Source organism: Shewanella sp. Koi 1 (assembly GCF_052907445.1).
The window spans coordinates 1,412,474-1,427,465 of record NZ_JBREJM010000001.1; the positions used below are offsets into that span (position 1 = coordinate 1,412,474).

The 14,992-nt window shown below is 49.6% G+C and carries 10 protein-coding genes; 6 read left to right on the forward strand and 4 right to left on the reverse strand.

Annotation, left to right across the window (positions count from 1 at the left end; genetic code table 11):
* Positions 1-357: 357 nt before the first annotated feature.
* Complete coding sequence (locus tag ACUZ8J_RS06290; RefSeq protein ID WP_011623516.1) at positions 358-726, forward strand: acyl-CoA thioesterase; 369 nt, start codon at positions 358-360, stop codon at positions 724-726.
* Positions 727-763: 37 nt separating this feature from the next.
* Here ACUZ8J_RS06290 and ACUZ8J_RS06295 read toward each other — a convergent pair whose 3' ends face one another.
* The 3 genes from ACUZ8J_RS06295 to yiaY form a co-directional block, all read right to left on the reverse strand.
* Positions 764-976 carry a hypothetical protein gene (locus ACUZ8J_RS06295; RefSeq protein ID WP_446693362.1) on the reverse strand — a complete coding sequence of 71 codons (213 nt, stop codon included), beginning with the start codon at positions 974-976 and terminating at the stop codon, positions 764-766.
* 314 nt (positions 977-1,290) lie between these two features.
* A complete protein-coding gene (locus ACUZ8J_RS06300; RefSeq protein WP_086904376.1) occupies positions 1,291-1,665 on the reverse strand; it encodes a cytoplasmic protein in 375 nt (124 codons plus the stop codon).
* 691 nt (positions 1,666-2,356) lie between these two features.
* Positions 2,357-3,505 (reverse strand): L-threonine dehydrogenase, encoded by a 1,149-nt coding sequence (gene yiaY, locus ACUZ8J_RS06305; protein WP_088210573.1) that lies wholly within the window; start codon positions 3,503-3,505, stop codon positions 2,357-2,359.
* 327 nt (positions 3,506-3,832) lie between these two features.
* Here yiaY and ACUZ8J_RS06310 point away from each other — a divergent pair, with 327 nt between their 5' ends.
* A complete protein-coding gene (locus tag ACUZ8J_RS06310; RefSeq protein WP_041408827.1) occupies positions 3,833-4,309 on the forward strand; it encodes a MarR family winged helix-turn-helix transcriptional regulator in 477 nt (158 codons plus the stop codon).
* A gap of 59 nt (positions 4,310-4,368) precedes the next feature.
* Here ACUZ8J_RS06310 and ACUZ8J_RS06315 read toward each other — a convergent pair whose 3' ends face one another.
* The gene (locus ACUZ8J_RS06315; RefSeq protein WP_088210574.1) at positions 4,369-5,004 is read right to left on the reverse strand and encodes a peptidylprolyl isomerase; all 636 of its coding nucleotides are present in this window, start codon (positions 5,002-5,004) and stop codon (positions 4,369-4,371) included.
* 509 nt (positions 5,005-5,513) lie between these two features.
* On the opposite strand from ACUZ8J_RS06315, the gene malQ reads away from it, so the two are divergent.
* The 4 genes from malQ to ACUZ8J_RS06335 are packed head-to-tail and all read left to right on the forward strand — an operon-like array spanning position 5,514 to position 14,948.
* Positions 5,514-7,919, forward strand: a complete 2,406-nt coding sequence (malQ, locus tag ACUZ8J_RS06320; RefSeq protein ID WP_446693363.1) for a 4-alpha-glucanotransferase — start codon at positions 5,514-5,516, stop codon at positions 7,917-7,919.
* Positions 7,920-7,936: 17 nt separating this feature from the next.
* Complete coding sequence (gene glgB, locus ACUZ8J_RS06325) at positions 7,937-10,177, forward strand: 1,4-alpha-glucan branching protein GlgB (protein WP_446693364.1); 2,241 nt, start codon at positions 7,937-7,939, stop codon at positions 10,175-10,177.
* Positions 10,174-12,432: a glycogen debranching protein GlgX gene (gene glgX / locus ACUZ8J_RS06330; protein ID WP_446693365.1), complete on the forward strand. Its 2,259-nt coding sequence runs from the start codon at positions 10,174-10,176 to the stop codon at positions 12,430-12,432. Before glgB ends, glgX begins: the two co-directional genes overlap by 4 nt.
* Before the next feature lie 2 nt (positions 12,433-12,434).
* Positions 12,435-14,948: a glycogen/starch/alpha-glucan phosphorylase gene (locus ACUZ8J_RS06335; protein ID WP_446693366.1), complete on the forward strand. Its 2,514-nt coding sequence runs from the start codon at positions 12,435-12,437 to the stop codon at positions 14,946-14,948.
* Positions 14,949-14,992: the final 44 nt, after the last annotated feature.

Sequence of the window (14,992 nt, forward strand, 5' to 3'; positions counted from 1 at the left end):
GCGAATAGGTTCTACCCGTAAGATGTTGTACCCGTAAACCCTGTGTTTAGCTGCATTGCAGCTGTTGTCCCCCGTGCAGTTCGCCTACATGTGCTGCACGGGTTTTTAAGTCAAACCTTGTGACTTAACTTCCTACCCAGTCAATACATTGCTTGCCTGAGCTTGGCGACTCTCTGAGTCGCTATTTTTTTATCTAGTTGATTATTCTGGTGCAACTCTGACTCGAGTTGGTGCAATTTTTTAACTGTTTTACAAAGACTTAATGCTATCTCATTGTTATTCAATGGCTATTTATCTTGGCCTAAATAATGCTGTGAATTGGCTGTAAAACTTGGCATTCACAGTGAGGTCACCGTCATGAAATATTACAGTCGTCGTTTAGTCAAACCTGAACATTTAAATCCTGCAAATACCCTATTTGGCGGCCAGTTATTGAGTTGGATTGACGAGGAGGCGGCCATCTTTGCTGCGTGCCAGATGAAGAGCTCCAGCCATGTGACTAAGCTGATTTCTGAAATCAATTTTATGACGCCGGCGCGGCAGGGGGATGTGTTGGAATTTGGTTTGGAGCTTGTCAGCCTTGGGCACAGTTCCATTACGGTCAGTTGCCAAGTGCGTAATAAGATGACGCAAGCGCCAGTAGTTAGTATCGATAAGATGGTGTTTGTAAACGTGAATGCCCAGGGCTTACCCGTGCCCCATGGTATTCGAGCCAATGCGGCCTAAGGATTGAGCCCCGATAAAGCAGAGTGACGCATGGGCGTCACTCTGAATCTTCTGTCAGTTCTTCTTTAACCGATTTCACCGCATCCCGTGAGGCATGACCAATGGCTTTGGTGGTGTCGCGGGTGGCGTGACCAATCTCTTTTGTCACATCTTTAGTGGTGGTGCCAATGGCGCGACCCGCATCCTTTAAATCGGCGCAGGCAGTGGTGGCCAGTAGCAGTGGTAGTATTAACAGTATCGCTTTTTTCATTGTACTCATCCTGATAACGCACGTTTGTTAGGCAAGATACCAAATACTGCTGTACCGCGCCTTAATAATCTGAAAATCCAATTATCTGAGCTCCTATTTGTTAGATTAGGGATAATGCATCAGTTTGCTTGAGTGAAGATAAAATGTCTTCATCCAAGTTAACGGGGTGTGGTTCAGTGGCGGATGAGTGACGGTTTAGAATGAATTGATTAGCAAGGTGAGTAAAACAAAATGCCAGAGTATTAACTCTGGCATTGTTACTATTTCACTTAGCGATTAAGCACTTATGTGACATGTGACTCCCAAGCAAAAGATTATGAGGCTTGGTCGAGTTTCGCTAAACGCTGCTGATAGTCATCAATCAGGTGCTGCATAATTTCTTCTGGGGCGGCATCGTCGCAGCAGGTGTCGAGGAAGATTTTAAAGGTGACCAGCGCGTGCCCATCATTTTTCAGCCTATCGCTCTGCATCGAAAAGTAGGCTTCTTCATTGTCGGCTTTGCGGACGACAAACTTACTGGTTTCAAAGGATTTACTGCCTGAGAGTTCGTGCCATTTGGTGATACGGTTTAAGGCAATTTCACTGGATTGGTTTAATTCGATGTGGTTTAACCAACTCACTGGATGTTCGGGATCTTTGTAATGCGGACATCTAACTGTGTAGTTATATACATGAGTAATTGCTGTCATAGCGTACCTACCTGTTGAGGATGTTGCTGCCATCATAGGCATCGTTTTTGAATTCGGTCAATCATTAATTGCGCTGATATCGCCCGAGTTAAATCACAGTTTTTACAAGTATTTTTGGTTAAAAATGAGTCAGTTAATTCATTTCCATTCAGTGTTATTTAGCATGAGTTTTTAACGAATATCTATGTGCTATCTCTCAGTTTTGCACTCAAATTCGTTTTTGCTTAATTACTGCGCAATAAAGCAGCAAATAAGCGACAGGATCTACATGGTGCAGTGAGCCATTAAACAGTAGCAAATTATTGGGAAGGTGTAGGGGCGGGCGCTAAAAGGGACAGAGGCCCATTCCTTAGAATGGGCCTCTGAGCTGGCTTCATCTTTTGCAGGGAAAAAGCGAACTGGAGCCAGTCTAGCGGATTTGTAACAGCATGTAACCCACCAAGATCACGTTTTTACGCTATTGGGACGATTTTTCGATCTATGGGATCCCAACTGCCGAAGATTAAGTCGCTACGGCGGTTTTTTACATTATGGCGTAGTGCAAAATTGGCTGGTTCAGCCCAAAAGAAAGGCCCAAACAAGATCCCTTGTTTGGGCCGATTCTCATGTCGTTAGCTTGCGCTAGCCGAACAACATCCTGTCAATTGGCGCGCGACAGACGGCATTAATGCGAATGCTCTATAACGCGGGTTTATAACGCGTTAGTGAAGATCTGGCAGATCTCTTCATGGGTTGCCTGTTTAGGGTTAGTGAAACCACAGGCATCCTTTAAGGCGTTTTCGGCCAGCGTTGGAATATCTTCCGCTTTAACCCCGAGTAATGTCAGGTTTTCTGGAATGTTTACCGCAACGGATAGGGCCTTAATCGCGGCGATCGCCGCTGCTGCACCTTGTTCATCGGTCATATTGGCTACATCGACACCCATCGCTTTCGCAATATCTTTTAAGCGATCTGGTACCACTTTGGCGTTGTATTCTTGCACATGGGGCAATAACAGGGCGTTACATACACCGTGGGGCAGATCGTAGAAACCGCCTAATTGGTGTGCCATCGCATGCACATAACCTAAGCTGGCGTTGTTAAAGGCCATCCCCGCTAAGAATTGCGCATAGGCCATCTGCTCACGGGCTTCAATATCTTGGCCTTGTTTTACCGCATTCACTAAGTTGCCTTGGATAAGTTCAATGGCTTTAATGGCGCAGGCATCGGTAATAGGGTTCGCAGCGATAGACACATAGGCTTCAACCGCGTGGGTCAGTGCGTCCATACCTGTCGCAGCTGTGAGGCTAGCTGGTTTTTTCAGCATCAGCTCAGGGTCATTCACAGACAGTAATGGGGTGGTGTGTTTATCGACAATTGCCATTTTAATATGGCGAGCTTCGTCAGTGATGATACAAAAACGCGTCATTTCACTGGCGGTGCCAGCGGTAGTGTTAATGGCCACTAATGGCAGTTGTGGCTTAGCAGATTGGTCTAACCCTTCATAGTCTTTGATGCTGCCGCCGTTGGTGGCAACTAGGGCGATACCCTTAGCGCAATCGTGGGGTGAGCCACCGCCTAATGAAATCACAAAATCACATTGATTGGCTTTTAATAGCGCAAGACCGGCTTCGACGTTGCCGACGGTTGGGTTGGGTTGCACGCCATCGAACACGGTTGAAGTAATGCCATTTTGACCGAGTTTTTCGGCCACTTCACCGACCAGACCAATCTTGACGAGAGGCTTATCCGTCACGATTAACGCGCGTTTAAAGCCTAAGGTTTTGATATCTCCGATAGCATCATCGACGGCGCCTTTGCCTAATACGTTGACGGAAGGGATAAAAAATTTAGCAGCCATAAGTCCACCTATTTGCTTGTAAATTAAATTTGTTTCTTTCTGGTGACCAAGCTACCAATTAAGGGGTATGCAAGATGTGATCTAGATCGGCTTAGGCAGTTTATTGAGGTGAAATTCCCACTAAAGTTGGAACTAGATAACTAAATAATGAACTTTTATGACAGGGATCAGGCTTGATATACGCTATGTTTTTTAAGGTTTTTTTCAGCTTTTACTTGTTTAGTTAAACTCAGATTATTGCGCGATAAATTCGCCCGCCGAGGTGAGTTGTGGCTGAGTTTCTGGTAAGGTGCGGCCGTTGGGTTGATGAGGAGCACGCGAAGCACGATGGAAAAATACGAACAACTGCTGATTTCACTGCGCAGGGTGATCCGCGCTATCGACATTCATTCCCGGCAACTCAATAAACATTCAGGCCTGACGGGGCCGCAGTTGATGGTAATGCAGAAAATTGCCCAGCTCGGCGCTCCCTTAGCCAAGCAGGTGGCCGAAGAAATCACCCTCAGCCCTGCCACTGTGACGACAATTATTGATAGGCTCGAAGGGCGGGGATTAGTGATCCGCAAACGCAGCGAGTCCGATAAGCGTAAGGTGCATTTGCATTTAAGTGAGGCGGGGCGGGCATTATTGCAAGAGTCGCCTAAACCACTTCAAGAGCACTTTATAAAGCAATATCAAAACCTTGAAGAGTGGGAGCAGAGTCAGTTGCTCTCATCGGTGGAGCGTATTGCCGCCATGATGGACGCCGATAAAATTGATGCCGCGCCTATGCTGTTGGTGGGTAAAATTCAAGGGGACGAATAATCCCCTTTCGGTGCTAAATAATACAAAAGCACTGTATCTACAGTGCTTTGTTGTTTGTGCTAGGCGGCGGGACAGGTCGTTTCCGTCACGCTATTGATCAAAATTTCATTCACTGGTGTGTCGCTAAAACCGTTGCTGGTTTTGGTCGGCACAATGCTTATCTGATCGACCACATCCATTCCTTCGACGACTTTACCAAACACGGCATAACCATAGCTGCTCGCCGAAGCATCGAGCTGCGGATTATCTAACACATTAATAAAGAACTGTGATGTTGCGGAGTCTGGCACTGTGGTACGCGCCATCGCGATAGTGCCGCGTTTGTTGCTGATGCCGACGGCGGCCTCGTTTTTAATCGGCGCGCTGGTCGGCTTGCTTTGTAATCCCGTGGTGAAACCACCGCCTTGGATCACAAAGTTATTGATGGTTCTGTGGAATAAAGTGCCGTTATAGAATGACTTATCGACATATTGTTTAAAGTTCTTACCCGTGATCGGCATATTGGTGAGGTCGATGGCTAAGGTCAAATCCCCCTTAGTAGTGCTCATTAAATAACAGACATCGGCGCTTAAGTTCGGTGGGGTTGGATCGGGAGTTGGGATCGTTGGTGTTAATTCATCGTCGCCACTGCCGCCGCAGGCGCCAAGGGCTAAGCTCAAACTGCTGGCGAGTAAAAGTCCCGTGATTCTTTTCATATCAATTTCCTTATTTTGCGTCGTTCGCCATTCATCCCCGCCACTTTGAATGATGTAAGTCGCTATGGGGAAATGTTGCGATTAGGTGTTGTTTTTGTTTTGAACGCGCATAGTGACAGAGCGATGAACTGGAGTTCAAGATGAAAAACACAATTGATACAAAGTGTTGCAGCTAGTTGCTGATACGGGATTTGTTGTTTGTGCGGGGGATTCAACCGATGCGATGCTTCTGGAAATACTGCTCCAAGATAAGACGCTGTTTTACTTGCGCCATTTAAGCGCGTTGCACCTTTTTTAATCACTCCCTGCTTCAAACTAGTGCGTTTACGAGATGGCCCTGTGGGCTAAGGCTTGGGCGATAAAGACACGCATTTTATTCAAGATGCTGATTTATAAGTTGTCTTTGTTGTCATTTGGCTGACATAAATCTGTCTTCATGCTGTTATTTTGCGCTGGCATGGTTACTGCCTATCTAAGGCTATGGATGAGCAGTCGCGGGGGCGACAAATATGGGGCTGGAGAAGTTGCTGTATTTGCGGGGCGTAGGAGCAGACTTTACCGACTGCTTCGGCCAGTACATCCGCATTCCCGAGGCTGACAGGCAAGGGATTTTGACCTGTATGTTGCAGGAGAAAAATACTCAGGCCTGCGAGGCAAAGGATGAACCATTAACGAGTTTACCCAGTGGCGACGAGCTTGACGCTCAGGTGTATCAACTCGATGCACATCATTGGACACAAGTGTTGCCGGCGTTTCATTGGTGCTATGTCGACGAACCTTGGGTCTGTCTGTATTTACCTCAATCTTACCGTGGCGATCTGCTGCTCACCTTTACCTGTGAGCAAGGGGAGAGGGTTATCCTCGAAGTGCCGTTTTCGGCGCTAAAACCGATTGGGGATTATCGGATTCAGGCGCAGGAGTTGGCACAGTTTGGCAATAGTCTCTTTGCCAATGAGTGTCAGTTCCTGCAATACCGCCTCGACCTCTTAGGTCATGAGTTTCATTGCCGTGATGCGGGCGATGCCGCTGAGCAAGATAGCAAGGCTGAGCCGCGCCGTTCATGGGAAAATGTCAGCGCCGCGCCAAACACATCTAGCAATAAAGACAACTTAAGTGATTTATCTTGCTTGGGGCTGGGGTACCACACTCTGAGCGTCAGTTTGCTTGGGCTGGCAGATGATCATCAAGCTGTAGCATCGGCAAGCACCTCAGCAGCAAGCAACTCATCAGTAAGCATTTCTGCAGCAAGTAAGGCGACTGAGTTCCATGGCACTTTTATGGTGGCACCGAGAACCGCCTATCAAGGGGTGATGAGCGCTGTGGCTCAAGGAAAGCGCCATAAACCGTGGGGCGTGAGTCTTCAGCTCTATAGTCTGCGCAGCGAAAGCCAATGGGGCATGGGCGACTTTGGCGATTTAGAGCAACTTATCGGTTTAGTGGCCGAATATGGCGCCGATTTCATTCAACTTAATCCATTACATGCCTTAGATATTGCCGCGCCGGAACATCCGAGTCCCTATAGTCCCTGCGATCGTCGAAGGCTGAATCCGCTATATATTCATCTACTTAGCGTGCCTGAATTTGAGCCACTAAAAACGGAGTTTGCGGCGAAGGAATGGCAAGAAACCATTGCCCTACTCAACGCGGAGAACTGGCTCGATTACCCCAAGGTCAGCGAGCTTAAGTACCGCGCCTTTGCACGTTTATACACTGTCTTTTGCGAACACCATTTACAGCCCAACACACCCAGGGCGCAGCGATTTGAGGATTTTGTGGCAGAGCAGGGCGCGCCGCTCAGGGAATTTGCCCAAGCCGAATCGCTACGCAGTCCAAGGGCCATAGCGCAGGACGAAGGCTTTTATTTATATCTACAGTTTGTGGCCGAAGATCAACTGCAATTGTGCCAGCTCAAAGCCAAAGAAGCGGGAATGGGCATTGGGCTTATTCGTGATTTGGCCGTAGGCGCTGCGTTGCAAGGCGTTGAGGTTCAAGCCAATTCGCAGCAGTTCTGCTTAAACGCCAGCATAGGCGCGCCGCCGGATCCCTTTGCGCCGCAGGGGCAAAACTGGGGACTTACGCCCCTCGATCCCGTCAAGCTAAAACAGCATCAATATCGCCATTTTATTGAGCTGACTCGCGCCAACATGACCCACTGCGGTGCGCTGCGAATCGACCATGTGATGGGGCTGCTGCGACTCTGGTGGTGGCCTCTAGATAAGCGCCTCGGCCATGGCGCCTATGTGTATTACCCCGTCGAAACCCTGTTGGCGATTCTCTGCCTTGAGAGTCAACGCGCCCGCTGTGTGGTGATTGGTGAAGATTTGGGCCTAGTGCCGCCCGATATTATTCATCGCCTGTATCAGGCGGGGGTTTACTCCAACGAGTTGTTCTACTTCTGCAAAGACCATCAAGGCTTTAAGCCGCCGAGCCACTATAAGTTCCAGAGTTTGATGATGCTGGCAAACCACGATGTGCCAACGTTAGTCGCCTGGTGGACGGGCAGCGATTTGCACCTGAGGCGACAACTCGAACTGCTCAATACCGACGAGCAATTAGGTGAGGCTTTAGCCGGACGTGAGCAGGAAAAACACCAGCTCGCGCAGTGCTTAATCTCTCAGGGCTTATTGCCGGAGACAGATATTCAACAGATTGATATTGAAGATTTATTAACGGCGTGGATGCCATTTGGCGCCTCGGGCAACAGCGCACTTTACAGCGTGCAGTGGTGCGATCTGCTCGGGGACCGCCATGCGGTGAATATTCCCGGCACTTGGCTCGAGTACCCGAATTGGCAGCGGCGATTGCCCATCAGCCTAAGCGAAGCTGCAGCTAGGCCTGCGCTGGCTGAGCGTTTGCAACGCATTGCTGCGGCAAGGCATTTGCCAGAAACGGCTGCGCATACAGATACCCTTTGACTAAAAATGGAAGCCAAATGATGACTCAAGCCCAGACTTACTTCTATGACGGTAGCGATGTCGCACTGTTAAATGGTCAATATACGGATGTGTTTTCCCTGCTCGGTATGCACAGCATCAACGAGGGTAAGGCCTTGGTAGTGCGCTGTTTTTTACGCAATGCCCAAAAGGTTGATGTGATAAGCCTTAAGGATGGCCGTAAGGTAGCGAGCCTTGAGCGCGTCAATGAGGCGGGGCTGTTTGCGGGCACGCTTGGCAGACGGGTTAAGCCTTTTTTGTATGCGCTACGGGTGACTTATCCCCTTTGTGAGCAGGATATTATCGATCCCTATCAGTTTGGTTCTCTCCTCGATAGTCAGGACTTATACCTCTTCGGTGAGGGAAGCTCTGAACAGGCCTATCGCTTTTTAGGTGCGAACTGGCGCCAAGTCGATAACGTCGAAGGCGTGCATTTTTGCGTATGGGCGCCCAATGCTAAGCGGGTTTCTGTGGTGGGGGATTTTAACCACTGGGACGATACTCGCCATGTGATGCGTCAACATCTGGCCAACGGCTTATGGGAGATTTTTCTGCCTGATGTTGCCGAAGGCGCGCACTATAAGTTTGATTTGGTTTATCAAAATGGCGAGCGCCACGCGAAATCAGACCCCATGGCGACCCAAATGGAATGTGCACCGCACAATGCCTCCATAGTGCCGAAAAAACACCAACATCCTTGGGCGGATACACAATGGATGCACAAACGTGCGACCACGGCTTGGCATCGCGCCGCTATGTCTATCTACGAAGTGCAGTTAGGTTCTTGGCGCCGAAAAGGCGAGTTTGGTGAGCAATATTTTGATTATCAAGACTTAATCGAGCAGTTGATCCCCTATGTGAAAGAGCAAGGCTTTACCCATATCGAGTTGATGCCGATCAGTGAGTATCCCTTCGATGGCTCTTGGGGGTATCAACCCGTTGGTCTGTATGCGCCGACCCATCGTTTTGGTGATGCCAATGGCTTAAAGGCCTTTATCGATGCCTGCCATCAGGCCGACATTGGCGTGTTACTCGATTGGGTCGCGGCGCATTTCCCTAAGGATCCCCATGGGTTAGTGCGTTTTGATGGCACTTGCCTCTATGAACATGAGGATCCGCGCAAAGGCGCACACCCCGATTGGGATACGCTGATCTATAACTACGACCGCGGTGAGGTGCGCAGTTTTCTGCTCAGCAATGCCTGTTATTGGCTGCGGGAATTTCACCTCGATGGCCTAAGGCTCGATGCGGTGTCATCCATGTTGTACCTCGACTACAGCCGCGAACCTGGGCAATGGCTGCCCAATGCCTATGGCGGAAGGGAGAATTTAGAGGCGATTCATTTTCTGCAAATGTTGAATCAACGCTTGTATCAAGCCTTTCCCGGCATTTGCATGATAGCCGAAGAGTCAACCGCCTTTGCGGGGGTGACTAAGCCGACGGATAGCGGCGGGCTGGGGTTTGGTTTTAAGTGGAATATGGGCTGGATGAACGACAGCCTAAGTTACTTGGGCCGCGATCCCATCTATCGCCAATATCACCATAACCAGCTGACCTTTAGCCTGATTTATGCCTATTCGGAGCAATTTATGCTGTCGATAAGCCACGATGAAGTAGTGCACGGCAAGGGCTCTTTGCTGCATAAAATCCCCGGCGATGATTGGCAAAAATTCACTACCCTCAGGGCCTATTACGGCTTTATGTGGGGGCATCCGGGCAAAAAACTACTGTTTATGGGCAGCGAGTTCGCCCAGCGTGACGAATGGAACCATAACCATAGCCTCGATTGGCATTTGCTTGCTTTTGAGCCCCACCAAGGCGTGCAGCGCTGGCTTCGGGATCTGAATCAGCTTTATCGCCAATTCCCCGCCTTATCTGTGCTCGACTATGACTCGCAGGGTTTTCGCTGGCTCGATTGTGACAATGGCCGCGACAGTATTTTTAGCTTTGTTCGCTATGGCGAGGGCAGTGATGTGCCCTTAGTGTTTGTGGTGAATATGACACCAACCCTGCACCAAGGATTTCGTATTGGCTTGCCCCAAGGCGGGGATTTCTGTGAGTACCTCAATAGCGACAGTCATCTCTATGGTGGTAGCAATCAGGGGAATGCGGGCAAGGTAATTGCCGAAGATTTACCTTGGCAGGGCATGGCAACGAGCGCGTTGATCACTGTGCCGCCCCTGGGTTGCTTAATCCTCGGGCCTGCGACGGATGCGCCCGACAGAGATGTTAGCCTATGACGAATCCTGTGCCTGTAAATGCTGATGGCTCAACCGCCTTTAACCTAAGTGCGGGGCAGCCCTTTCCCTTGGGGGCGACGGTCGATGATGGCGGGGTGAATTTCGCCCTGTTTTCGGCCCATGCCACTGGGGTGGAGTTATGTCTGTTCGATGCCCAAGGCGAGGTGGAAATTCAGCGCATCGCCTTGACGGAGCAGACCCAGCAAATCTGGCATTTGTATGTGCATGGACTGAGTGCTGGTCAGCTTTATGGCTACCGTGTTTATGGTCCCTACGAACCGCAATTAGGCCACAGATTTAATCCGCATAAGTTGTTGTTAGACCCTTACGCGCGCCAGCTCGTGGGGCGTTATCACCACCATATCGCCAACTTTGGCTATGAGATTGATAGTCCTAATGAAGACTTATCTTTCAGTGCCTTAGATAATGCGGATTTTGTGCCAAAATGCAAAGTGGTTGATACTCGCCCTCTTTTGGATGCGGCTAAGGCGCATACTATTCGGCCACTCTCAAGTAAGCGTGAGCCATTGCCACTTGAGCAGTGCATTATCTATGAGATGCACTTAAAGGGATTTACCGCGCTGCATCCTGAGATAGATGCGCCGCTGCGTGGCACCTTTGCTGGGCTGGCATCGAATGCCGCGATAGATTACTTAGTCAAACTCGGAGTAAATTGCGTCGAGTTACTGCCGGTTCAGGCATTTTTCTCCGAGCCCTTTCTGCTTGAAAAACAGCTCTCTAACTATTGGGGTTATAACAGCATAGGCTTTTTTGCGCCTGAGCCGAGTTATCTCTCGAGTGAGGATATTGGCGAGTTTCGCACTATGGTGGATGCGCTACACGGCGCGGGTATCGAAGTCATTCTCGATGTGGTCTATAACCACAGCGCCGAGGGCAGTCGCCTCGGGCCGACCTTTAGCTTTCGCGGTATCGACAATCTGAGTTATTACCGCCTGCATCCAAATGATAAACGCTTTTATATCAACGATACCGGCTGCGGTAATACCTTAAACCTCAACCATCCGCGCATGTTGCAGTTGGTGTTAGATTCGCTGCGTTACTGGGTCGAAGTGATGGGCGTCGATGGTTTTCGTTTCGATTTAGCCGCCTGCCTTGGCCGCGAAGCCTATGGATTTGACCCAGGTAGCGGTTTTTTTGATGCGCTGCTGCAAGACCCAGTACTTTGCCGGGTGAAACTGATTGCCGAGCCTTGGGATATTGGCCCGGGTGGGTACCAACTGGGTAATTTCCCTGTAGCCTTTAGTGAGTGGAATGACAGATACCGCGACACTATGCGGCGTTTTTGGCGCGGCGATCATGGCATGTTGCCCGAGTTTGCGCGGCGTTTTCATGGCTCGGGGGATTTTTTTGAGCACAGTGGTAGGCCTCCCGCCGCCAGTATCAACTTTTTAACCAGTCACGATGGTTTTACCCTCAAAGATTTAGTGAGTTATTGCGAGCGGCATAATTGGGCCAACGGTGAAGAAAATCGCGACGGTCACCATGAGAACTTCAGCCATCACTACGGAGTAGAAGGCGACACTGACGACGCGATAATTCTTGCGCTGCGCGCCCGCCAGCAACGCAATCTATTGACCACATTATTCCTTTCCCAAGGGGTGCCCATGTTGCTCAGTGGTGATGAGATGGGCCGCACCCAAGGCGGGAATAACAACGCCTATTGCCAAGATAACCCCTTGAATTGGTTTGATTGGTCAGCGGATGGCATGGATAGCTCATTACTGAGTTTCACCTCACAGCTGATTTCCTTGCGTAAACGCTTCCCGCTGCTGTGTGCCAAACGTTTTATCCATGAGCAGCTAGTGGCCAATGCCTTCAATTGGTCGCCTGAGGCATCTTCACCCCAAGCATCAACCCCTGTCTCAACCCCATCGGGGGCAAGGCTGGATTGGTTTAGTCGTCAAGGTGAACCTATGAGCAAAAGCCTGTGGAGCGAGTCCATGGGGCGCAGTCTTAGTGTGGTGTTATCGGGCAATTTAACTGCCACTCAGCCGCAGACTCAGGGTGACAGCCTTCAAGCGCTGCTGTTGATGGTTAATGCCGATGAGCACCCCTTGGCCTTTACCCTGCCGGTTTTTGACGGTTTAGGGCCGTGGCAATGCCTGCTGCATACCCAAACTGACCCACAATTTTTAACTCACACTGAGCCGCTGGATGCTCAGTCCTCACCGACGCGGTACTTGTTACAGGATCGCAGTCTTATGCTGTTTCATGCTGATTTTATAAGGAATTAACTATGAGTCATAACAGTGAGCTGAGCCCAAATACCAGCGGCGTTACTCCCAAAAAACGTTCAACGAAGACGGGTGAAAGTAAGAGCAAAACCGCTCACGAACCCTGCGAGCCCTGTGATGCCTTGCCTGCTTCTTTTACTCGCCATGTTCGCTATGGATTAAGCCGCGGTGAAGGGGCGCGTGGTGAATTATTTCAAGCGCTGGCTCTGAGCGTAAAAGAGCAAATGCTGGATGATTGGCGTGAGACGCGCATCAAAGATAGCCGCTATGACAACAAACAAGTGGCCTATTTATCACTCGAATTTTTAATGGGCAGAACACTAGGCAATGCCTTGTTAAACTTAGAGTTAGAGCAAGATAGCCGCGAGGCATTAAGCCATTATTCTGTTTCCCTCGAGGAGATAGAAGAGGCCGAACATGACGCTGGCTTAGGCAATGGTGGCCTTGGGCGGCTTGCAGCTTGTTTTCTCGATAGTTGCGCCAGCATGGATTTATCCGTCACGGGTTATGGCATTCGTTATGAATACGGCATGTTCGCCCAAAAGATAGTTGATGGTTATCAGGTTGAGCGCCCTGATCGCTGGTTACGTGAGGGAAATCCATGGGAGGTACGTGTACCGCACCATAATGTGACGGTAAAGTTCTTTGGTCACACCGAATCCTATGTCGATAAACAAGGGCGCAGGCACATGATTTGGGTTGATACCCAAGATGTGCTCGCCGTGGCCTACGATATGCCCGTGCCCGGTTATCGCAATGGCCGAGTTAATAGCTTAAGACTTTGGAAGGCTGAAGCCACCGATGATTTTGACTTAGCAGAATTTAACCAAGGGGATTACACCGAGGCGGTGGCGCGCAAAAATCTCGCCGAGCAGATCACTATGGTGTTGTACCCCAACGATGCCAGCGAAAACGGTAAAGAGCTGCGGCTGCGTCAGCAATATTTTTTGTCTTCCGCTAGCTTACAGGCAATTTTAAAACGTTGGGTGCATCACCATGGCAATGATTTCACTCATTTTGCTGAAAAAAATGTGATGCAATTGAATGACACTCATCCAAGTATTGCGGTTCCCGAGTTAATGCGGCTGCTGGTGGATGAATATGGTCTTGAATGGGATGCTGCTTGGGCGATCACCAGTCAAACCATTGCTTATACCAACCATACGCTGTTACCCGAAGCATTAGAGCGCTGGCCTGTGCGTATGATGGCACTAATGTTGCCGCGGATTTTAGAAATCATCTATGAAATCAATGCCAGATACCTAGATTTAGTTGCCCATCACTGGCCAGGGGATAGTGCTAAGCTGGCCAGCATGTCGATTATTCAAGATGGTCCCGATCCACACGTTAGGATGGCCTATTTAGCCATAGTGGCCAGCTTTTCGGTGAACGGTGTCGCTGGATTACATACCCAATTGTTAAAGTCGGGCCTGTTTAAGGATTTTTATAGCCTGTGGCCGGAGAAATTTAACAATCGTACTAACGGAGTGACGCCAAGACGCTGGTTAGCCCACTGCAATCCTTCACTTGCCAAACTGTTAACCAACCATTTAGGCAACGGTTGGGTGACGGACTTAAGCCAACTGACGGCGCTCAATGCCTTAACCCAGGACGCTAGCTTTATCCAAAAGTGGCGTGAAGTGAAGCAAGCCAACAAGGTGCAACTCGCCAAGATGATCGCCAAGGAATGTGGCGTCGAGTTTGACCCTTCTATGTTGTTTGATGTGCAGGTTAAGCGGATCCACGAGTACAAGCGCCAGCTACTCAATATTCTGCATGTGATTCACCTTTACCATCAAATCCAGCAAGGGCATACAGAGCATCTGGTGCCACGCTGCGTACTGATCGGTGGTAAGGCAGCACCCGGTTACTTTATGGCCAAGCTCATTATCAAACTCGCGAGCAATGTTGCCCATATGGTCAACTGTGATCCTGTGGTAGCGCCTTATCTGCGTTTTGCGTTTCTGCCCAATTACAACGTCAGTGCCATGGAAAAAATTTGCCCCGGAACCGATGTCTCCGAACAAATCTCCACCGCGGGCAAGGAGGCCTCAGGCACGGGCAATATGAAGTTCATGATGAACGGCGCACTCACCATAGGCACCTTAGATGGCGCCAATATCGAGATGCTGGAAGAGGTGGGCGAGGATAACTTTTTCCTCTTTGGCCTCAATGCTGAGCAAGTGGCCCAAATGCGTTGTGATTACCAACCGCAGCGCATTATCGCCGAGTCACATGACTTATCTGAAGTCATGGCCTTACTGAAGAGCGGTCATTTTAACCTGCTCGAACCAGGGATTTTCGACCCCATTATTGCTTCGATTGAAAGCCCGGAGGATCAATGGATGACGGCGGCGGATTTCGATAGTTATCGCCTTGCTCAAGAGGCAGTGGCTAAGGCCTATAAAGATCCGAAAAAGTGGACGCAAATGAGTATTCGCAATACGGCGGCCAGTGGCCGCTTCTCCAGTGATGTGACGATTGCAGGCTACCGGGATGAAATTTGGAAACTGTAAGGGAGTCGTTAATGAGCGAAGGAATACGCTGTTGTATGCAATCC